This window comes from Candidatus Chlorohelix allophototropha (assembly GCF_030389965.1).
Taxonomy (GTDB): Bacteria; Chloroflexota; Chloroflexia; order Chloroheliales; family Chloroheliaceae; genus Chlorohelix; species Chlorohelix allophototropha.
In genome coordinates this window covers 24,985-46,736 of sequence record NZ_CP128402.1, presented here as the reverse complement: position 1 = coordinate 46,736, position 21,752 = coordinate 24,985, and the positions used below count along the sequence as shown (strand labels likewise).

Sequence of the window (21,752 nt, the reverse complement as noted above, 5' to 3'; positions counted from 1 at the left end):
TAGCGCTAAAATGACCCGTCTTGAGGATTTAAACCGTGGTGTGGCGGTAAAAGGAGTTCTTCCCGTTGGTATTGTGACGGTGGTGGATGCGGTTTGGCGTGGCTCCGCGGCGCTAGAACTAACCTACAAAACCGCTGAAGGCAGCCTAGGTAATCAATTGCTCTACCGCTACGATGAAGCTACTTTGGAAATTGTCATGCCTGCCTATACCTGGAGTTTCGAGGCGGATGGGGCTATGCTCAGGCTGGTTTCAGAAGCCTACCGCATCCATCTGGCGCACCTCTTCGACCCCATGCTCGCGGTGCATACCTCGCTGGTTGAGCCGTTACCCCACCAAATAACTGCCGTATATGGCGAAATGCTATCCCGTCAACCCCTCAAATTTCTGCTGGCGGACGACCCCGGCGCGGGCAAAACCATTATGGCAGGGCTGCTTATTAAAGAGTTGCTCATTCGGGGCGACCTCACCCGCTGTTTAGTGGTTTGCCCCGGCAGTCTGGTGGAACAGTGGCAGGATGAACTGGATCGTCGTTTTCACTTGCCCTTTGAAATTCTTACCACCGACAAACTGGAAACAGCCCGCAGCGGCAACTGGTTTGCCGAAAACAATCTGGCGATTTGCCGTCTGGATAAACTCAGCCGGGACGAACGGGCGCAAGCCAAGCTGGAACAAACCGATTGGGACCTTATTATCTGCGATGAAGCCCACAAAATGAGCGCCCATTTTACCGGAGGCGAGGTGGGTTACACCAAAAGATACCGGCTGGGACAGCTTTTATCCAAACTCACCCGCCATTTCCTACTAATGACCGCCACTCCCCACAACGGCAAAGAAGCGGATTTCCAGCTATTCATGGCGCTGCTCGATCCCGACCGCTTCGAGGGCAAATTCCGGGAAGGGGTACATGCCAGCGACAATTCGGACATGATGCGACGCTTGTCGAAAGAGCAACTCCTGAAATTCGATGGCACGCCCCTTTTCCCGGAACGATTGGCTTACACCGTCAACTACAAACTGTCTGGGGCAGAGGAATACCTGTACGAGGAAGTGACCGCCTATGTGAGGGAGGAGTTCAACCGGGCGGATATGTTGGAGAGTGAGGGACGCAAGGGTACAATTGGCTTTGCTCTCACCAGTCTGCAACGGCGCTTGGCTTCTTCTCCCGAAGCAATCTACCAGTCCCTCAAGCGCAGAAAGGAACGCCTCCAGAAGCGGTTGCAAGAGGAGAAGCTAAACAAGGCGAGCGCTAACGACCCGCTTGAAATATTGAGCGACCTGCCAACCTATACGCCCGATGATTTGGAAGAACTGGACGATGCCCCTGATGAGGAGTACGAGCAAGCTGAAGAACAGGTAGTTGACCAAGCCTCTGCCGCCCGTACCATTGCCGAACTGGAAGCAGAAATCGTCATACTGGAAGGGCTGGAAGCGCTGGCGTTGCAGGTTAGGCACAGCCGCAAGGATGCCAAGTGGGAGCAACTCTCCAACCTGCTGCAAACCGGCGCCGAGATGTTTGACCAAAGTGGCACCCGCCGCAAGTTGGTAATTTTCACCGAACACCGCGATACCCTCAACTACCTGACCGAACGCATCCGCTCCCTACTGGGACGCAGCGAGGCAGTGGTGACTATACATGGGGCGATTAATCGGGAAGAACGGCGCAGGGCGCAAGAAGCCTTCACCCAACAGAAAGAAGTGCAGGTTTTGGTAGCCACCGATGCTGCCGGAGAGGGTATTAACCTACAACGGGCGCACCTGATGGTGAACTACGACCTACCCTGGAACCCCAACCGACTGGAGCAACGCTTCGGGCGCATACACCGCATCGGGCAGACCGAAGTATGCCACCTTTGGAATCTGGTGGCAGCCGATACCCGCGAGGGTGAAGTGTATTCCCGTTTGCTGGAGAAGCTGAAACAAGAGCGGGAATCGCTGGGCGGGCAAGTCTTTGATGTGCTTGGCAAAGTCACCTTCGATAACAAACCCCTGCGCGAACTGCTGCTGGAAGCCATTCGCTACGGGGACAGCCCCCAAGTACGGGCGAAACTTACTCAGGTGGTGGAACGCGCCCTTGACCACCAGCATCTGATAGAACTGCTGGAAGAACACGCCCTAGCACGGGATACCATGGATGCCTCGCGGGTGCAACGAGTACGCGAAGAGATGGAGCGGATCGAGGCGCGGCGTTTACAGCCGCATTACATCGCCTCCTTCTTTCTGGAAGCCTTCAAGCAACTGGGCGGCAGTATTCGGGAGCGTGAACAACGCCGCTATGAGATAACCTTTGTGCCGGCGGTAATCCGCAATCGGGAAAGAGGGGGCGGCAGTCGAGAGCCGGTATTGCCCCGCTACGAGCGCATCACCTTTGAGAAAGAACTGGTGCAAGTGCCGGGCAAGCCGATAGCAGCTTATGTCAGCCCCGGTCATCCCTTGTTGGAAGCTACGCTCGGTCTGATTCTGGAACGCAATCGGGCTTTGCTCAAAGCGGGCGCAGTTCTAATAGACCCGGCAGACCCCGGCGAAGAAATCCGGGCATTATTCTACATCGAACACGGCATCCAAGATGCGCGGCTGGACAAGAACGGGCAACGGCGGGTTATCTCGCGCCAGATGCAATTCGTGGAACTGGAGGGGCAAGACAAGGCGCGTACTGCCGGATATGCCCCGTACCTGAACTACCGCCCTCTGGAAGAAGGGGAAGGGGCGTTGTTGGCGCACGCGCTGGAATCGGAATGGCTGAAGGGCGATTTAGAACGGCAGGCGCTGGAGTACGCCATCAATGAACTGGTGCCACGCCACATGCAGGAAGTACGCGCTCCCAAAGAGGAACTGGTGGCTAAAACAATGGCAGCGGTCAAAGAGCGGCTGACCAAAGAGATAATCTATTGGGATAAAAGAGCCGATGAGTTGAAGGCTCAAGAGCTTGCCGGGAAAACCCCCCGCCTCAACTCCGGCAAAGCTCGGCAACGCGCCGATGATTTGCAGGTGCGTTTGGACAAGCGCATGGCGGAACTGGAGCAAGAAGGGCATCTCTCGCCGCTGCCCCCGCTGGCAATCGGTGGGGCGTTGGTAATTCCTACCGGATTGTTGGCGCGGTTGAAGGGCAATCGGCAGACGGCAGCCAGCTTGTTTGCCCGCGAGACAAAGCGGGTGGAATTGGCGGCAATGGCAGCGGTGATGGCGATGGAGCAAGGATTGGGTTACGTGCCGAAGGATGTGAGCGCGGACAAATGCGGTTGGGACATAGAATCGAAAGTACCGGGCACGGGCAAGCTGCGCTTTATTGAGGTGAAGGGGCGCATAGCCGGCGCGGAAACGGTGACGGTTTCCAAGAATGAAATATTGGCAGCATTGAACAAACCGGAGGATTTCATTCTGGCGTTGGCGCAAGTGCCACAGGATGCGGAGTTTAATGAGGGGGATGCCTACCGGATAGCCGAAAGTAGGGGAAATTACAGCCCTGCTAACGGTTGCGTGGTACGCTATGTTAAACAGCCCTTTAATGAGAAGCCGGATTTTAGTGCAGTGAGCGTCAACTACGACTGGCAAAAACTATGGGAAAGAGGAACAGCATAAAATGAGCCTAAATAATGACCAAGCACAATATAGCGAGATTATTCAAGCACTGGCGGCTGCCGCCCAAGAAGTGGGTAGAGAAAAGGGAGAAACCCTTGCAGAACTGAAAAGCGAATACCACCGTTTGGAACAGACCGGGTTTTTATGGTTTCTGATATTGCAAAGCGCTTCTACCTTGGGCGGTTCTAATGGGTCTAAAGGGTTGATAGATAACAAGGACAATTATAACAGGGTAGCTTTTGAAGCCCTTGTCGCGCTGAGTGGAGCTGACAGAATAATGCTGCTTGAGGAGGTTCTGCGGCTGGCTAAAGTACGCTATCCAGAAAAAAAGTCTAAAGAACTTTCTTACAATGTAGCGCTTATTTTAGATATGGGCGGGTTGAAAGCGGCAGAAGACAAGCTTTTGAGCCAAGAGGGTCGAGCTGGCAAGATTAAGTTCTTGAAGTTATTTAAGGGCATCGGAGATAAATATTCCCGCAACATGATGATGGATGTCTATCACCCTGATTTTCGAGATTCGATTGCGCTTGACTCACGCTTGAAAGAAATAGCCGAGAAAATAGGGTTGCCGGAGAAAGCGCGGGAGAGCTACGAAGGCTTGGAAACCTTCTATCTGGAAGTGGCGCATCAAGCTGGTTTGGAAGGCTGGGAGTTGGATCGCTTGCTGTATCAATTTAAAACCGAAATACTGACAAGCTTTAAGAATAAAAGGGTCGGCTGACAGAGCAGCCTCTCACTAGAATGCCTCTCACTAGGCAGGCTCTCACAAGGGGAAATTGGTGGGAGGGAGCTCTGTCTCCCGATGTTCTGTATGACAAGGTGTGGAAATGGCAATAATTTTACCTCCAATAGGTTCTCAGGCTCTTCGGAAGGGCAGAGTTTCTGAAGCAGGTAGCCTATATTTCATAACCAAAAATGCCCGTGAGCGCATTAATAAAGACTGGTCGGTAGAGGAAAAAATGAGAAATGGCACTTTGGTGCAGGAAGGCGTGCCGGAAATTATTTTCAAGTCGCTGGCTTGGTTACAGGAAAAGCAACTTATAATACTGATAGCATATTGTCTCATGCCAGACCATTTGCATTTATTGTTTCAGCTAGGGGAAAAAGATAATCTGGCATCGGTAATGAAAAGGTTTGGCTCTTTTACTGGGCTGGAAGTAGCTCGAAAGACCGGAAAAGGGAATTTATGGGTAGAAGGATATTATGATCATGTCTTGCGAACCGAAGATGAGATTTCGTCAATAACAACATATATCGAAAACAATCCACTAAGAGCCGGTCTGGTGGAAAATGTAGAGGACTGGCTTTGGTTATCAAGGGTGGGCTGATGTCGGCTGACAGAGCAGCCTCTCACTGGAGCAGCCTCTCACTGGAGCAGCCTCTCACTGGAGCAGCCTCTCACTGGAGCAGCCTCTCACTGGAGCAGCCTCTCACTGGAGCAGCCTCTTACTGGAGCAGCCTCTTACTGGAGCAGCCTCTCACTGGTGTGAAGGAGTTAATTAGTGTGAGGGAGCTCTGTCTCCCGAAGAAAGAATGGACACAATGACCGAATACCGCAAGAAACTGATTGAAGTGGCGCTGCCGCTGGAAGCGATAAATATTGCCTCGGCGCGGGAAAAAACTATCAAAGTTGGAAAACCAACATCAGTACACTTATGGTGGGCTCGTCGCCCACTCGTTGCTTGCAGAGCAATTATTTTCGCCTCGATTATTGATGACCCAGATCAGGAGGGTGTGCCTGCCGCGCTGCTAAAAAGAATTGATGAATTGCCCAATCCTCCCGGCATTTCCCTGAGTATGGAAAAGCTGCGACTGGAATTTACCAAGCTGGACGAGGCGACGCTGAATCAGAAACGTATCGGGATGGTGCGCCGCGCCAAGCTGTTTAACTTTATCGAAGGGTTGGTGCAGTGGGAGAACAGCAACGATGAAAAAACGTTGAAAACCGCCCGCGAGTTGATAATGGCGGCAACGGATGGCAACCCCCCGACTTTTTTAGACCCATTTTGCGGAGGCGGCTCTATTCCGCTGGAGGCGCAGAGATTAGGATTGGAAGCGCACGGCAGCGACCTCAACCCGGTGGCGGTCTTGATTACCAAAGCCCTCATCGAGCTACCGCCGAAATTTGCCAACCAACCGCCCATTAACCCGGAATCGCGTAAGAAATTCGGACATGGGACGAGTTGGAAAGGCGCGTCAGGATTGGCGGAAGATGTGCGCTACTACGGGCAGTGGATGCGAGACGAGGCTTTCAAACGTATCGGTCATTTGTACCCCAAAGTGCAATTGCCTAGAGAAAAGGGCGGGGGGGAAGCAACTGTAATAGCTTGGCTATGGGCGCGAACGGTAAAATGCCCCAACCCGGCTTGTGGGGCGCAAATGCCTTTAGTCAGTTCGTTTTCTTTATCTACCAAAAAAGGAAAAGAGGTATGGATTGAGCCACAAATAAGCAACGCACAAAAAACTATTACTTTTAATATAAAAAGTGGTGCTGGGACTCCTTCCCTTTCATCAAAAATGAGTAGAGGTGCTAAATTTAAGTGCCTAATTTGTAATCAATCTGCAGAAGAGAAGTATATTAAACGGGAGAGTATTGAGAACAGAATGGGGGCTAAAATGCTAGCAATAGTAGCGGAAGGTTCTAAAGGACGTATATATCTTCCCCCAAATATAACTCATGAGAGTATATCTCTTGTAACACGCCCAACAGATGTTCCAAACTCACCACTTTCTTATGATCCACGAAATATTTGGTGTACCTTATATGGTCTTGATACATTTGATAAATTATTTACACCAAGACAGTTAGTGGCACTAACAACATTTTCTAATTTAGTTGACTTTACTTTTGATCGAATAATCAAAGATACTAATAACCTGGATTTAGGGATTGAGAAAGCAAATGCTTATGCAAATGCAATAATAACCTATTTATCACTTGCAATTTCAAGAACTGCCGATTGGGGAAGCACCTTGGGCAGATGGGAAAGTAAAGCCCAAGTACCACAACAAATATTTGCAAGGCAGGCAATAGCAATGGCTTGGGATTACTCTGAATGTAATATTTTTTCTATAAGTACAGGTTCTTTTATTGCTTCTATTACAAATGTTTGTAGAAGTCTTCTAAATTTGCCAATTCACGATAATTGTAAGGAAGGTAAAGTTTTAAACAGAGACGTCACATCAATAAGTAATTGGTCTGGTTTGATTTCGACTGACCCTCCTTATTATGACAATATAAGTTATGCAGGATTATCCGACTTTTTTTACGTTTGGTTGCGTCGCTGTTTAGGAAAAATTTATCCAGATTTGTTCAGTACATTACTTGTACCTAAATCTGCTGAATTAGTAGCCGATCAATATCGTTTCAAAGGAAATAAAGAAGAAGCACAGATATATTTTGAGAATGGTTTAAGTAAAGCTTTTACCCGTTTGCAAGAGTTAACCCATTTAGACTATCCAATAACAGTATATTATGCCTTCAAGCAAGCTGAAATTGGGAACATTGTTGATAGCAGTTCAACATCAATTTCTTCAACTGGCTGGGAAACCATGCTGGAAGGTCTGATAAAAGCCGGTTTTGCCATCACAGGCACATGGCCAATTCGTACTGAAATGAGCTCAAGAATGGTTGGACAAGGTACAAATGTTTTAGCCTCTTCCATTGTATTGGTGTGCCGCTCGCGTCCGCAAAGCGCGGCTTTAGCCACCCGCCGCGATTTCCTCAACGCCCTCAAGCGGGAATTGCCCGCCGCCCTGCGCCAACTGCAAGAGGGCAACATCGCCCCGGTGGACTTGGCGCAAGCCAGCATCGGACCCGGCATGGCGGTTTTCTCCCGCTACTCCAAAGTAGTCGAATCGGATGGCACACCCATGCGCGTCCGCACCGCCCTGCAACTCATCAATCAGTCGCTGGACGAAGTGCTGGCAGAGCAGGAAGGCGAGTACGATGCCGACACCCGCTGGGCAATAAAATGGTTCGAGCAGTACGGCTTGACCGAAGGGGCATACGGTAGCGCGGAAACTCTCTCCAAAGCGGTAAACACCGCCGTAGAGGGCTTGGTGGAAGCGGGCTTTCTCTATTCCAAAGCGGGCAAAGTGCGCCTGTTGCACCGTGATGAGCTTGACCCGGACTGGGACCCGCGCACGGATCGCCGCCTGACCGTCTGGGAAGTAACCCAACATCTCATCCACGCGCTGGACAAGCAGGGAGAGCCAGCCGCCGCCGAACTGCTTACCAAAGTGGGCGGGCTAGGCGAAATCGCCCGCGACCTAGCCTATCGCCTCTACACCACCTGCGAACGTAAAGGCTGGTCGCAAGAAGCGCTGGCATACAACACGCTGGTGGTACAGTGGCCCGAAATCCTGAAGCTGTCGGCGGAGAAACAGGCTAATACAGTGGTGCAGGGAAACTTAGGATTTTAGATTTGGGATTTTGGATTTTAGATTAAAAACAGAGGGAACTCGCAATCTAGGAGATTTTGGATTTTAGATTAAAGACAGGGAACTCGCAATCTAGGAGATTTGGGGTTTTAGATTAGGGAATTCAATCCAAAATCGGCAATCCAAAATCTAAAATGGAATGTGGGTAGATTTGGATGAATGAACAAGAGTTTAAAAACAGGACGAAGCAACTTGGACTTCGGATAATAAAGCTGGTAGAGGCTCTGCCGCCCGGAAAAACAGGAGATGTGTTGGGTAAGCAAATATTACGCTCAGCTACTTCCGTTGGGGCAAATTATCGGGCAGCTTGCCGAGGCAAATCTGCGGCAGATGTAATCGCAAAACTAGGGATAGTGGAAGAAGAAGCGGACGAAACACAATACTGGCTGGAACTGATTGCAGAAGCGGGACTCGTTCCCCTAGCGCGAATAACCGACTTGATGGCAGAAACTAATGAAATAGTTGCTATGACAGTCGCATCAATCAAGACACTCAGAAATCGTCAAAAATCAAAAAACCAGTAGAGGATCGGATTTTAGATTTTAGATTAAAGACAGGGAACTCGCAATCTAGGAGATTTGGGGTTTTAGATTAGGGAATTCAATCCAAAATCGGCAATCCAAAATCTAAAATGGAATATTGGAGGAATATAGATGGCATTGAGCAACCGGGATAGAGTATCAAAAGGATTGGATTTGCTGAGAGATGGCTTGAAACCCTATTTCCAGCGAGAATTTCAGGCATTGTACAAAGATGGCTGGATGGATTACGCTCGGCAATCGCTGGCTAACGACTACGCCCTGAACAACCAGCCCTTTGCCAATTGGGATGCCGCCCCGCTGCTCAAAATCATGTGGGATCAGTGGAATATCGTTTTTAACCGCACTCTGGGGCAGAGCGAGCGCAGCTTAGTCAGCGAATTGCGGACGGTACGCAATAATTGGGCGCACCAACAAGCCTTTACCCTAGACGATGCCTATCGCGCCTTGGACAGCATTCAGCGTCTGCTTACCGCAGTCAATGCCCCCGAAGCCCGCGAACTGGAGAAACAGAAACAGGAAATCTTGCGGTTGCGCTTTGAAGAGCAAGCCAAAGTGGAGAGTCGGAAAGTAGCCATTGCCCCCATCGAGGGACAACCCGCCGCAGGTTATCGCCCGTGGAGGGAAATCGTCACTCCGCATACAGACGTAGCGCGGGGCACTTACCAGCAAGCCGAATTTGCCGCCGATTTGGGTCAGGTGTATCGGGGTGAAGGTACGGATGAATACCGCGACCCCCGCTCCTTCTTCCAGCGCACCTTCCTAACCGAGGGCTTGAAAACCCTGCTATCGGGCGCGTTAAAACGCCTCAGCGGAACGGGCGGTGACCCGGTAGTAGAACTGCAAACCAACTTTGGGGGTGGCAAAACCCACTCCATGCTGGCATTATTCCACCTCTTTTCCGGCGCAATTCCCGGAGATTTATTGGGCGTGGAAGAGATACTAAAAGAAGCGGGGGTAACTACCCTGCCAAAGGTGCAACGGGCGGCGCTGGTGGGACAAGCCCTCTCTCCGGCGCAACCGCAGCGCAAAGCGGACGGCACCGAAGTATTCACCATGTGGGGCGAACTGGCGTGGCAACTACTTGGGCGGGATGGCTACGAACTGGTAGCCGAATCTGATCGTAAGGGGGTTAGCCCCGGCTCGGATATATTGCGCCAATTGTTCAGCGCGGCTGCCCCCTGCCTGATACTGATTGACGAGTGGGTCGCCTACTTGCGAATGTTGTACGGTAAGTATGACTTAACGGGCGGCTCTTTCGATTCCAACCTGACCTTTGCCCAAGCTCTAACCGAAACCGCCAGAGCCGTCCCCCGTACGTTGGTAGTCGCCAGCTTACCTGCCTCCGACATCGAAATCGGGGGAGAGGGTGGGCGCGAAGCTCTCTCTCGTCTGCGTAACACCTTTGGGCGCATGGAATCGGCATGGCGACCTGCCAGCGCGGAAGAAGGCTTTGAGATAGTCCGCCGCCGCCTGTTCGAGCCAATCACCGAACCCTCGCTTTATACTGCCAGAGATGCGGTGGTAAAAGCCTTCACCGAGATGTACCGCACCCAGAGTGCCGAGTTCCCTTCTGCTTGCCGCGAAGCCGACTACGAACGGCGCATGAAAGCGGCTTACCCCATACACCCGGAACTGTTCGACCGGCTCTACAACGACTGGAGTACCCTTGAGAAATTCCAGCGCACTCGCGGCGTATTGCGTTTAATGGCGGCAGTAATCCATGCCCTGTGGGAAAGGGATGATCGCAGCCTGCTCATACTGCCCGCCAACGTGCCGGTGGACGACTCTACCGTGCAGACCGAACTGACCCGCTATCTGGACGACACGTGGGTTCCGGTAATCGAAAAAGATGTGGATGGGCAACATTCCTTGCCTTTGCGCCTTGACCGGGAAAACCCCAATCTAGGGCGTTATTCTGCCGCGCGTCGGGTAGCCCGCACCCTCTATCTCGGTTCTGCCCCCACCCTGAATACCGCCAACAAAGGGCTGGACGACCAGCGCATCAAGTTGGGATGCGCCCAACCGGGGGAGAGCGTGGCAACCTTTGGCGATGCCCTGCGCCGCTTGACCGATCAAGCCACCCACCTTTATGTGGACGGCAAGCGTTACTGGTTCTCCACTCAACCCAGCGTAAACCGACTGGCGCAGGATCGTGCCACCCAACAAAAGGATGACGACATTTATCTGGAAATCTTGGCGCGGTTGCGAGTCGAGCAGAAAGACCAGAAGAACCGGGGCGATTTCAGCGCAGTACATCTCGCTCCGGCAAACAGCAGCGAAGTGCCGGACGAGCGAGAGACGCGCTTGGTGATGCTTGCCCCCGAACATTGGCACAGCCGCAACGCCAAAGACAGCCCGGCACGCAAGGAAGTCGGCATTATTCTCGACCAGCGCGGCAGCAGCCCCCGCCGATACCGAAACGCCTTGGTATTTCTTGCGCCGGATAGCGCTCGCTACAAGGATTTGGAACAAGCGGTGCGGCAATACCTCGCTTGGAAATCAATTGAAGATGAGCGCGAAACCCTAAACCTCGACAACTTCCAGTCCAATCAAGCTAAAGTTAAGCGTGGGCAGGCAGATGATACTATCAAGCAACGCATCCCTGAAACCTACATCTGGTTGCTGGTACCGGGACTACCCAGTCCCAACGCGCCCAACACCGAACTGGAGTGGGAAGAATTGGGCTTGCAAGGGAGTGACCCGCTGGCAGTAAGGGCGAGTAAAAAGCTCAAAAACCAAGAACTACTCATCACCCAATTGGGGGCAACTCGTCTGAAAATGGAACTGGATCGGATACCCTTGTGGCGGGGTGAACGGAACGGCGCAGATGTGGGAGTAAAGCAGTTGGTGGACGACTTCGCCCAATACCTCTACTTGCCGCGCCTTAGAGACCCTCATGTATTGACCGAGTCCATTCAGGCAGGGGTGGCTTCGATGATGTGGGAGAGCGAAACCTTCGCCTATGCCGAGGGCTGGGATAGCCAATGGGAAAAGTACCGGGGGTTAAAAACCGGGCAAATAACCTCAGTAATTTTAGATGGGGAAAGTCTGGTAGTTAAATCCGAAGTGGCACAACGCCAAATAGAGGAAGAAGACGCGACACGTCGAGCAGCCGAAGCGCGGCGGGAACGCGAAAGAGCCGAGAAAGCCGGTAACCCACCCCCACCGGCACATATCCGAAAGCTAGAACCGGACGTACCAGACGAGCGGGATGTGCCGCCAATTGATACGCTCAAGAAAGAAGGACTACACCGCTTTCATGGCAGCATCACACTGGATGCGCTCAGACTCAGTCGGGATGTAGGGACGATTTCAGAGGCGGTAATTCAGCATCTGGCGGGGCTGCTGCGCTCGAAGGTTAAAATTACGCTGGAGATAGAAGCCGACTTGCCGGAAGGCACACCGGATAACGTGGTTCGCACCGTCACTGAAAACTGTCGCACTCTAAAATTCGAGCAGTTCGGGTTTGAGGAAAATTAATATTGTAGCTAAGTTTTCACAAAGTCTGTTTCTCGACCCATGGAGAAGATGGTTGCGCTCAAGCTTTGACAATGCTCAAGCTCAGTATAATTTATCAAGAACAATACATGCTAAAACTTATAATTCGCTTTAATAAAAACCCTGAAACTAGTTTTCGCACTAATAGCCCTGAAATTATCCTGGGTAGGACCAACAGCACTAAAAATCCGGATTACCTGGATCTTAGCCCAGATGAATCGGTCTCACGAATGCATGCCAGAATCTTCTTTGAGTCCGGGACTTGGTGGTTGGAAGATAAAGGTAGCAAAGCTGGTACCAGGCTTAACGGTAAAATTATTGCTCAGAAAATCGCTCTTTCATCTGGAGATACTCTCTATCTTGGGAAGACTACAATTAAAGTTGAATTTGCTGCTCCAGAAGAAGCAGGCTATATTGATGAAATTCTGGAGATTGATGAAACGAAAACTCCTACCATTATCTCAGAGGACCAACATCTGGCAATTTTTGCCCGGCTCTCTGAACTGGTTGCATATTCTGAGAGCTTACAAAATATACTACAGGGGTTTATAAGTGAAATTAGAAGTAGATTTCCTCTGGCAGATAATATATCGCTGGCTTTAATCGAAAACAATGAGCTGATAATAAGAGCGAGTTGGCCTCCTTTTCAAGCACACCTCAGTTTTACTCTAGCAAACAAAGCAATAGCTCATAAACAAGCATTTAGATGGATTTTAGATGATGTTAAAGATAAACTGGTGCCCAGTGTTACCGATGCAACTTCGGCATTATATGTTCCGATGATTTTCAATTCAAAAATAATTGGTTTGATACACCTGGATACTAGCAGAGTTGGGATTAGTTTTTCCGAACTTGACCTCCAGCTTTTAAGTGTAATTGCAAATATAATAGCGCCTTCTCTTAAAGCCAGTGAGAGAGATGAATTGCCTGAAACCCCTTCAGTGTTTATTTCCTATAGTCACAAAGATATTGCCTTTGTTAAAAAACTCGCAAGCGATTTGCGAAGGCGAAAGATAAAAGTCTGGTACGATGAACGATTGAGAGAAGGCGAAGTCTGGCGGAACCAGTTGGCACTCAGTATAAAGAATACAGATGTCTTCCTTCTCATATTATCCCCTACCAGCACTAACTCAGAGTATGTAGAGTGGGAGCTGACTATCGCACAGTCTTTGCATAAAAAAATTCTTCCCGTTATGTATGAGAAAACCCCGTTACCTTTAACAATTTTACCGCTGCAATATTTTTCAATTGGGCAAGATTATCAGGAATTTACCCTTTTATTGGCTGAAAGAATCTATAAGGAGCGCACATGACAGTTGAACTACGTTATAAGCAAGGTGACCAGATCGGGGGGAAGTATATAGTGCATAGTGCACTTGCCGGAGGAATGAGCGAAGTTTATCTTTGCCTTGAAAAAAATAACAATAGACCCTTTGCTTTAAAAACGTTACAGGCTAAATATTTTAACAATTCCAGGTTTCTTGAATCCTTCAAGTTAGAGGCAGGAATTTGGAGTTCCCTCGGGAAGCATCCAAATATTGTGAGGTGCCACTACCTTGATGAATTAGACAATATCCCTTTTCTTTTTTTAGAATGGGTTTCCAGCGATCAGAATAAAGGTACGGATCTGAGTAGTTGGATTAAACAACGTCCCCTCTCTCTCAGGATGGCTCTTGATATTTTAGCTGACCTCTGCCGAGGACTGATCTATGCCCAGGAGAAACAAGCCGGAATAGTACATCGTGATCTGAAACCAGGCAATATATTGATGGGTCAGAGTCATACTGCTAAGATAACTGATTTCGGCATTGCAAAAATAATTGAGGCTACTGGGATAAAGTCCAATTCCTTCCTGAAGAAGGATATATTCGTAAGTGATGGTACCCCTGAATATATGGCACCCGAGCAGTGGTTAAGGCAGGAACTTGATTACCGGACTGATATATATGCGCTAGGTTGTATATTATTTGAAATGCTTACGGGCGATCATCTCTTTGGTAAGATCCCCAGAGATAAGCTCCGCGAAAAGCATTTGCACTCCAGTATCCCTGATTTTGCGGTACAGCTAAATCTTCCATTTACGGTTAAAAGGTTACTGGAAGGATGCCTGGCAAAGAAAAAAGAGGATCGCTTTCCCTCTCTTCAAGCCCTTTACCAGGAGGTGGTAAATTTCTATATTTCCAAATACGGGGAAGCTCCTAGAGAATTGGTGGCAAACCAGGATTTTTCTTATGCCGATTATAGCAATAGAGGCGCTACTTATCTGGATCTGGGAATGTACCAGGAAGCTTTACTGGATATTAATAAGGCTTTAGAATTTACGCAATCAGAAGCCCTTATTTACAGTAACCGCGGTCGGGTGTATATGAACCTGAAAGAGTATGAAGCTGCTCGTAACGATTTTGAGAAAGCTCTTGCACTTGAACCGGATAACGCTAATTATCATAATAATCTTGCGAATCTCTATCTGGAATTAAAGGATTATGATAGCGCTCTCGAATATTATAACCTGGCAATTGAACTTGATCCTAAACTTGCTTATCTTTATTCAAATAAAGCCCGGATATATGACCACTCAGGAGATTATACCAGTGCTTTGGTATGTTTGAACAGGGCCGTGAATCTGGAACCTACTGATGCAAAGTACTTACATGATCGAAGTATTATCTATTCGAAGTTAAATCAACAAGAAAACGCACTATCAGACTGTAATAAGGCCCTTACAATGAGGCCTTATGAAGCCGCTTTCTACAGTAGCCGCGGCCTAATTTATCAAAAATTACAAGATTATCCCTTGGCTTTGCAAGAGTTTGCCAGAGCACTTCAGCTTAATAGTCAGGATTCTATCACCTATTATCAGAGAGCTTCACTTTTCAATAAATTGGGACGTTCTACTGAGGCTATAGCGGATTTAAATACAGCGATTGAGCTCAAACCAGACCATGCCGATGCATATCTTGAACTTAGCGGTGCTTATTATGTACTAGGTAATAAAAAGAAAGCCGTCGAAGTTTTAGACACACTGATTAGTATGAAGCCCGATAACAGTAGCGCTTTCCATAATAGAAGTTGTTATTATTCTGATCTACAAATGTTTAATGAAGCTTTAAGGGATGCCAATCGAGCACTGGAACTGGAACCTGATTTACTTTATACCCACAATATACGCGGATGTATATTCTCCGAATTAGGAGATTATGAATCAGCCTTGATGGATTTCAATCGAGCTCTAGAAATGAATTCGGAGTATGCCAAGGCCTATTCTAACCGGGGGAATACCTTTTGGAAACTTAATAGAGACAATGAGGCTCTATCAGATTATTTTCAGGCAATTCACTTTAATCCGGCTGATGGTATAGCCTACTTCAGCATTGGACGGATATACTTAAAATATGGAATGCTGCACGATTCTCTCCCTTTTCTGGAAAAGGCTAACCAGCTAGGTTTTTCTGAAGCTGCTGCATATATAGCTAGAATAAATGAAGCGCTTCCCGAGAATTCTGCTCAGTAAGCCACATAAAAATACCCTAGTTTGGGAGTGGAAATAATTGGGATAGGAATAATGTAATTATTGCGAAGATTCACACAATAGGGTTCAAAAGCTATGGCTATATACTCCGTATATACCTCAGATTAAATTTATCAAAGTTCTAATCGGAATTAATTTAGATGCCACTGATCTTTGATATATTCGTTGCCAAATCCTTAAAGAGCTCCATAAAATAACTTATGATAATAGTTAGTTAGATATGGTTCTACATTTCTACATTTTTGATAGGTTCGGGTAACCGTTCACGGGTGGTATTTTTCTTCTGGTCTTAGCCACAAGCTAACCACAACAGATTGATTTGGTTAGGTTACCACAAATCAAATTTTTTCATGAGTTATACAACATATTATATAGCTGTAAATCAAACTATACGAATTTTTAACCTCCGTGAACAGTTACAGGCTCGGTGGTAGTTACAGGGATCCGGTTTATAGATCTGAGTATAAAGAACTAAAGATTTTGATGGGTTTTTAGCCTCAAAATCAATTTAAGAAATTTAGATGTTAACGCTCAGGTCTAAAAAGTCTTCCTATGACTATGTAGAATAAGAATTACAACCCCCGTAATACTTCAAATATTTCATTGCGAATTAAAATTTATTGTAATCTACTTTGTAATCTTGAAGGGATAAACTTAGGTTAAATATTAGCAATAACTGAATATTTCTAATTATAAAAATGGTACTTCCGATCATGTAACATTTTCTGCTCTTCTTGGAATAACATTTCGAGAAGCACATAAAAAGTTATTAAGAGGAGGCAGTATTTATGAAAAGGAAAAAATCACGAATTGCATTTGCTAAACAAGTTGAACTAATGGAAATAGGATACCGTTTATCCCGACATGCCTGGGAACGGATGCAGCAGCGAAATTTAAGCCAAGAAGAAATTTATTACGCAATTAAATATGGTCAGCTTTTGAGGCGAAACGGTCTTTACTTCCATTTCCTGGCTGAAAAAGATATACCTACTGCTGATTGCACCCAACCCTGGATTAAACGAATAATTGGCCTGGTAGTGCTAGTAGACCCTCAAGATAAATATATTATTACTGCCTATCGGCATTGCAAAGGGTTGCGTGAGATTAAGAAACTGCCTCGTTACCGATTCGTAGCATAAAGGAGTTTTAAATTTCCTGGTTATAACCTGTAACAAATCGGTCTTCAATTGGAATATATTCTCAGCGGTAAGATAGATAAGGAGGTTAAAGTTCAAGCGTGAAAAATGAAGATAACCTGCCGGGAGGTGGGATAGTTTCACAGATTGAGATATATGATTCCACCTCCCATAATAAAATCCTTATTAGTCAGTATTTGGAAGAACATAGCCAGAAATTTGAAAAAACGCTATGTGTACTCGTTTGGAATAGGCTGGGGTCGGGTCATGATACAAAAGGTATTGCCGGTGAAATATTGAGTGAGGTAACCAGTATTGCTCTTTCTAAAGCCCCCGATTTTGATACCTCACAGCACGTTGAACAGTGGCTTTACGGAATAGCCCGAAATGTCGTGAGACAACGCTTTGAAAAAATAGTAAAACTGAATAAACGAGAAGTAAGTGTAACAACTTTAGCTGCTAAGTCAGCGTATCAAGCAGAGGGTGACTTTTTTGATCAATTCACCGCTATGGCAATTGAAGATTTTGCGGAGGCTTCAGTTATACAACTCTCCTTCCAGCCTATTTTTGAAAAGGTTTTACGCACACTTTCTCAACCAGATCAAGAAATTTTACGACTGTATTTAATCAAGCAGTTGGATGGAGCCGAAATGGCCAGCGCATTAGGCATTGGGGGAGGTGCGGCAAGAGTACGTTTATCTCGAGCCCTGAACCGAGTGCGAAATGCCATGATTGAACAGGGGTGGAGTCAATAATATGAGTGATAGCTTCAATATAGATAATAAGAAAGCTCAGATCGAGCGTGAGAAGATACTATATCGCTACACCACTGCCCTGGAACAAGGGGATGATGAAACAGTTCTGGTTTTGCTTTCACAAGCTCAGAATGACCCGGTTCTCAAACAAAAGATGAATGAAATTACTGAATATTTCTATGCCGAAGTCGTAGAAGAGATTAAGGCAGCCGAAGATAAACTCGTCAGAGATTTAGCCCTTCAACATATCCAGCAAACAGAAGAGCCAGGTGAACTACCACCACTCACTCTAGGCAATGTTGTAGCGCGATTGCAGGCAGAAGCCGCTACCGGAGGACCATTACGCCTCGAAATTAACCAACTGCTTTCACAAGTGAGCCAGGAAGCCAGTTCCCTACCCCTGCCGGCTACACTTAGTCAAGCGGCAATCAAATTCCTTTTCAGACAAGCAGGCTTTACAGCCAGTGACCGCTTACTCAAATTGTTTCGGGAAAAAGCAGTTTTTCTTTCAATGGGTCGAGAGAAAGGGATGGCTCAACTAGCTGCCGCTCGCCGTCAGGCTAGAGCACGTAATAAAAAGCTGCAAGGAGAGGAACATTCTTGATGTTAGAAACCAATCTTGATACTGCCAGTATTAGGCAGGTTATTGCCAATTTATATAAGGGGGCAGGGATAAATTTCCCCACGAGTACCAGACCAATCACTTCACTTGGTGGTTTAACTGGTAGTCTTAGCCTGATATGGCATGAGGTCCCCAAATTAACCAGTCGTTCCGCCAGCGAGATATTATTACAACAGGGGGGTCTCCTTAACCCCTTAACTGAGGTAAACGATGAAAAGTTGGCCGGGTTTATGTATGCAAATGCAAGCTGTGGGGCTATTTTTGTGGAGCAGGGAGATCGCTTAACCCGTCGGCGCTTTTCTGCTGCTCATGAGCTAGGTCACTACCTTTTACATTTTATCCCTCTCCTGGAAGCCGCAAAAGAGACCGGGGAAGAGGAATTGCCAGAATTGATCGACGGTTTGCCAATTACAAGTGAGGAAGCTGAACCGGGAACAGAATTTCAGGAAGGGATTGCACTACCGACTGTAACTTCTGGGATTTCGGCCAAACTTCCAACCTATGAGCAGATGGAGCACGAAGCCAATGAATTTGCGGCAGAGATTTTGATGCCGGAGGCATTAATCCGCGAATTGTTTCAAAATTATTCGGGTCGTTTTCAAGGACGTTATCTGGTACGACGATTAGCTGCCGATTTATTGGTCAGTTTATCTGCTATGCAGTGGCGGTTACGCAAGTTGGGATATCTTCCACCTACAACCGTCCAGTGGAACTAAAAATATTCAATTCACACTGATAGGTAAGAGTATGGGATTAGATTTCTTACGTTCAAATGGAGCTCACCGGATACGCGACTATATGGCTCAACCAATGCTTTTGACCGAGGGTCAGGCTTTGAGCGAAAACGATGAAGAAAACCCACCGGATCTGGATTATGAAGTTTCCAGCGATAAGTGGAAACCTCATAATCCAGCCAGGGGGGACATTCAAGGAGAATGGGCAGAACGACCAGTTCGCTTTGTTGATGGTAAAGATGTAGGCCGGACGGTAGCCTGGTTGCAAAGCCGGGAAGGGTATCCGGTACCGATACGGTTATCCGAGGTAGGGGCAGTAGTAATGAGACATGTAGGCGATGAACTCCGCTGTGAGCATCGCTATCATGAGAGGGTAGTCTCTTTTATGGGCGATATGTTTCCCTGGGATGAGGTAGAAAGCTTTGCGCGGGCTCTCCAGGAACATGATTTTCGCTTGTTGCTATGTGAACCGATTAAGGGCGGTTATACTTATGACTTTGAACCGATGCGAAAAGCTACCGAAAACTGTTCAAGCAGCGAGATGCGACAATTAGAGCGACAAGCCCTTTCACTAGGGCCAGACACCCCTACGCTGGTGGATGGTAGTCTAGAACCCCGGGTGGCGGCATATGATGTTAATAATAGTCCGGTTTGTGGGTTAGTTAAGTCTCATTATAGGAATTACCTGCATCCCCAAGGCTGGCGTACTTATTACGAACTTAAAGCCGGGCAGCGTACCCCCGCTTTTCTGTTAAATGGTCTGGAGCTGGAGGTGGTTTCCTGGTACTTACGCCTGGAAGGGAATGGCGGTGAGATGCCTAATTGGGGCGTTGTCCGGCTGGAAGTACCACGCCTCTACTTCGAGAAGCAATTAGGTAAGAACTGGGAACATCTGGATTGGCTTTCTAACCTGGTTTGCGACTATCGTTGTCGTGACGAGTCTTATAGCCGTGCTCCGGTTTCAATTTATCCGATACAACGGGCTGAAGAAACCCTCGGCGCACTTTTCTCCCGCTCTGAGACCCTAATCAACCATTTCTATCACCTGACCAGCTTGTAGGAGGGCTGCCGAATGTTTGAGCACTTTGAAGAAAACGAGACCTCTAACTGGCAAAAGCCACGTGGTCCGGTCACGGACGGAGATGGCCAGATTTGTATTGGGAGGGTTGGCGCACCCCCAATGAATGAATCTACCAGCGACAGATTCTTTTTCTGGATACCGCCTAGCACCCTGGTCGAAAAGACCCAGCTAGTCACCTGCAAAAGTACCATCGCGGGTAAACTTTACACTTTTTATGCAATCGTGGATGAAGTGCGTCGCCAGAGCCGCCAACGTAGCATGAGTAGTGAGGTGGATCAGGCAGACGGAGATTTGAGCTACGAGCCGCCCTTTAAATTCGAGGGTATTACTTATGCCCAAGCCAGTATCCTTAGAACTGAACCACCAGTCTTAACCGCCCCCCTGGAACGAAGTGAGGTATTTCTGGCGAGCGAAGAAGACGCTTTTAAGGCTTATGGAGCGGATGAAGTTGACAACCCCCTGGCGGTTGGTCTGATTAAAAACGGTGGGGAGCAACTTGCTGGCCCAGGCTTTATTGACCTTGACTATCTTTTGGGGGCTAATGGTGGGCATCTTAATGTAAACGGGGCCGCCGGACGTGGCACCAAATCCAGTTTCTTGCTAACCGTTAACTGGCTCTTGTTGAAAAAAGCCCGTGAGCAGGAGGCAACTGAGCCTTCCAATCCGAGCCGCTTACGGATTGTGCCAATAATTTTTAACGTAAAGAATTTTGATCTTTTTTATATAGATAAGCCAAGCACTCGCTTTATAGCCGAAAAACATCTGTCTGATTGGAATAGGCTTGATATAGAAACCCCTGCTCCCTTTAGTGGAGTAGCCTATTTTGCGGCCCAGCAGCCTGCCACCCAACTGGCAATTCAGACTGGTCGCGGTAGTGGGGTAAAACCTTATAGCTGGAGTTTGAGTGATATTATCGAACGAAATTTACTTTCTTACCTTTTCGCTGAAACGGATGCGAATGACGCAAATTTTGGCGCGCTAATCCTTGATATTGAAAACTGGCTAACCCGCGAGACTGTGGCGGGTGATGGCACCGTTACCCGGCATTTGCAAGGAAGCGGGCCTGCTACCTTTAACGCTTTTGTAGAATGGGTGAAAACCCAATCAATGGAACGTGAAGACAACCAACGAGATTTGAAAAGTCATCATACTGCCACCTGGAAGAAGCTGCACCGCCGCCTGATAAAACTCACTTATGAGAGTAAAGGAGTTTTGCGCCGTGATGAACAGAAGGGTCATCCACTTGAACTGGTGAAGGGTGATACTGCTGATCCACAGGTGGTGGATTTATCGGCCCTATCTGCTACCCCAGAGATGCAGCGTTTTGTAGTAGCGACACTGCTCAGACAACTGGTAGAAGCTCGCACCGGAGCGAGTGCCGTTCCAGGTCTGATTTATCTTGTTACGCTGGACGAGTTAAACCGTTTTGCCCCGCGTGGCGCCCATGACCCGATAACCCAGCTAATTGAAACGGTAGCGGCGGAAATGCGTTCTCAAGGGATTATCCTGTTGGGCGCACAGCAGCAGGCTTCCAAAGTTTCAGACCGAATTATTGAAAATTGTGGGATTCGGGCGTTGGGCAAAACTGGCACATTAGAACTTGCCACACCGGGTTGGCGTTTTTTAAGCGATAGTGCCAGACAGAAGGTGCAGGCTCTGGGGCCAGATGAGAAACTGATAGTACAGGATAACTTCCGGGAGCCAATGCATGTGCGTGTGCCATTTCCGGTCTGGGCTATGAATCCCCGTGAAGCTGTGCCAGAAACTGTCACTTCGGAAACAGCCGGAAAATTCTCCGACCTGCTTAAATTTTAATTTGCGGGAGTGGCTTTGTA

General features: G+C 48.0%; 14 protein-coding genes. All 14 read left to right on the top strand.

The features are described from left to right. Positions 1–10 precede the first annotated feature (10 nt). A complete protein-coding gene (locus tag OZ401_RS24790) occupies positions 11–3,577 on the top strand; it encodes a helicase-related protein (protein WP_341472237.1) in 3,567 nt (1,188 codons plus the stop codon). Between the two features lies 1 nt (position 3,578). Further along, positions 3,579–4,298, top strand: a complete 720-nt coding sequence (locus OZ401_RS24785) for a hypothetical protein (protein ID WP_341472236.1) — start codon at positions 3,579–3,581, stop codon at positions 4,296–4,298. A 106-nt stretch (positions 4,299–4,404) separates the two neighbouring features. Continuing rightward, positions 4,405–4,905, top strand: a complete 501-nt coding sequence (locus OZ401_RS24780) for an REP-associated tyrosine transposase (protein WP_341472235.1) — start codon at positions 4,405–4,407, stop codon at positions 4,903–4,905. 214 nt (positions 4,906–5,119) lie between these two features. Further along, the gene (locus OZ401_RS24775; protein WP_341472234.1) at positions 5,120–8,002 is read left to right on the top strand and encodes a DUF1156 domain-containing protein; all 2,883 of its coding nucleotides are present in this window, start codon (positions 5,120–5,122) and stop codon (positions 8,000–8,002) included. A 173-nt stretch (positions 8,003–8,175) separates the two neighbouring features. After that, positions 8,176–8,544 carry a four helix bundle protein gene (locus OZ401_RS24770; protein ID WP_341472233.1) on the top strand — a complete coding sequence of 123 codons (369 nt, stop codon included), beginning with the start codon at positions 8,176–8,178 and terminating at the stop codon, positions 8,542–8,544. A gap of 129 nt (positions 8,545–8,673) precedes the next feature. Continuing rightward, positions 8,674–12,042 carry a Swt1 family HEPN domain-containing protein gene (locus OZ401_RS24765; RefSeq protein ID WP_341472232.1) on the top strand — a complete coding sequence of 1,123 codons (3,369 nt, stop codon included), beginning with the start codon at positions 8,674–8,676 and terminating at the stop codon, positions 12,040–12,042. Between the two features lie 71 nt (positions 12,043–12,113). Beyond that, positions 12,114–13,373, top strand: a complete 1,260-nt coding sequence (locus OZ401_RS24760) for a TIR domain-containing protein (RefSeq protein WP_341472282.1) — start codon at positions 12,114–12,116, stop codon at positions 13,371–13,373. Continuing rightward, complete coding sequence (locus OZ401_RS24755) at positions 13,370–15,571, top strand: serine/threonine-protein kinase (RefSeq protein ID WP_341472231.1); 2,202 nt, start codon at positions 13,370–13,372, stop codon at positions 15,569–15,571. Before OZ401_RS24760 ends, OZ401_RS24755 begins: the two co-directional genes overlap by 4 nt. 806 nt (positions 15,572–16,377) lie before the next feature. Further along, on the top strand, positions 16,378–16,728 hold the full coding sequence (locus OZ401_RS24750; RefSeq protein ID WP_341472230.1) for a DUF4258 domain-containing protein: 351 nt from the start codon (positions 16,378–16,380) through the stop codon (positions 16,726–16,728). Between the two features lie 98 nt (positions 16,729–16,826). Beyond that, entirely contained in the window at positions 16,827–17,480 is a 654-nt protein-coding gene (locus OZ401_RS24745) for an RNA polymerase sigma factor (RefSeq protein ID WP_341472229.1), read from the top strand. Between the two features lies 1 nt (position 17,481). Beyond that, positions 17,482–18,084 (top strand): hypothetical protein, encoded by a 603-nt coding sequence (locus OZ401_RS24740; protein WP_341472228.1) that lies wholly within the window; start codon positions 17,482–17,484, stop codon positions 18,082–18,084. Further along, a complete protein-coding gene (locus OZ401_RS24735; protein ID WP_341472227.1) occupies positions 18,084–18,818 on the top strand; it encodes an ImmA/IrrE family metallo-endopeptidase in 735 nt (244 codons plus the stop codon). The genes OZ401_RS24740 and OZ401_RS24735 overlap by 1 nt, the downstream gene beginning before the upstream one ends. Before the next feature lie 82 nt (positions 18,819–18,900). After that, complete coding sequence (locus OZ401_RS24730) at positions 18,901–19,896, top strand: hypothetical protein (protein ID WP_341472226.1); 996 nt, start codon at positions 18,901–18,903, stop codon at positions 19,894–19,896. Positions 19,897–19,908: 12 nt separating this feature from the next. Further along, on the top strand, positions 19,909–21,732 hold the full coding sequence (locus OZ401_RS24725) for an ATP-binding protein (RefSeq protein WP_341472225.1): 1,824 nt from the start codon (positions 19,909–19,911) through the stop codon (positions 21,730–21,732). Positions 21,733–21,752 lie beyond the last annotated feature (20 nt).

Bases quoted from the DNA above. Each gene is read 5' to 3' on its own strand.
- OZ401_RS24775 (WP_341472234.1), top strand. From the start codon at position 5,120: ATGACCGAATACCGCAAGAAACTGATTGAAGTGGCGCTGCCGCTGGAA.
- OZ401_RS24740 (WP_341472228.1), top strand. From the start codon at position 17,482: ATGAGTGATAGCTTCAATATAGATAATAAGAAAGCTCAGATCGAGCGT.
- OZ401_RS24770 (WP_341472233.1), top strand. From the start codon at position 8,176: ATGAATGAACAAGAGTTTAAAAACAGGACGAAGCAACTTGGACTTCGG.
- OZ401_RS24780 (WP_341472235.1), top strand. From the start codon at position 4,405: ATGGCAATAATTTTACCTCCAATAGGTTCTCAGGCTCTTCGGAAGGGC.
- OZ401_RS24755 (WP_341472231.1), top strand. From the start codon at position 13,370: ATGACAGTTGAACTACGTTATAAGCAAGGTGACCAGATCGGGGGGAAG.
- OZ401_RS24735 (WP_341472227.1), top strand. From the start codon at position 18,084: ATGTTAGAAACCAATCTTGATACTGCCAGTATTAGGCAGGTTATTGCC.
- OZ401_RS24725 (WP_341472225.1), top strand. From the start codon at position 19,909: ATGTTTGAGCACTTTGAAGAAAACGAGACCTCTAACTGGCAAAAGCCA.
- OZ401_RS24760 (WP_341472282.1), top strand. From the start codon at position 12,114: ATGCTCAAGCTCAGTATAATTTATCAAGAACAATACATGCTAAAACTT.
- OZ401_RS24785 (WP_341472236.1), top strand. From the start codon at position 3,579: ATGAGCCTAAATAATGACCAAGCACAATATAGCGAGATTATTCAAGCA.
- OZ401_RS24730 (WP_341472226.1), top strand. From the start codon at position 18,901: ATGGCTCAACCAATGCTTTTGACCGAGGGTCAGGCTTTGAGCGAAAAC.
- OZ401_RS24790 (WP_341472237.1), top strand. From the start codon at position 11: ATGACCCGTCTTGAGGATTTAAACCGTGGTGTGGCGGTAAAAGGAGTT.
- OZ401_RS24765 (WP_341472232.1), top strand. From the start codon at position 8,674: ATGGCATTGAGCAACCGGGATAGAGTATCAAAAGGATTGGATTTGCTG.
- OZ401_RS24750 (WP_341472230.1), top strand. From the start codon at position 16,378: ATGAAAAGGAAAAAATCACGAATTGCATTTGCTAAACAAGTTGAACTA.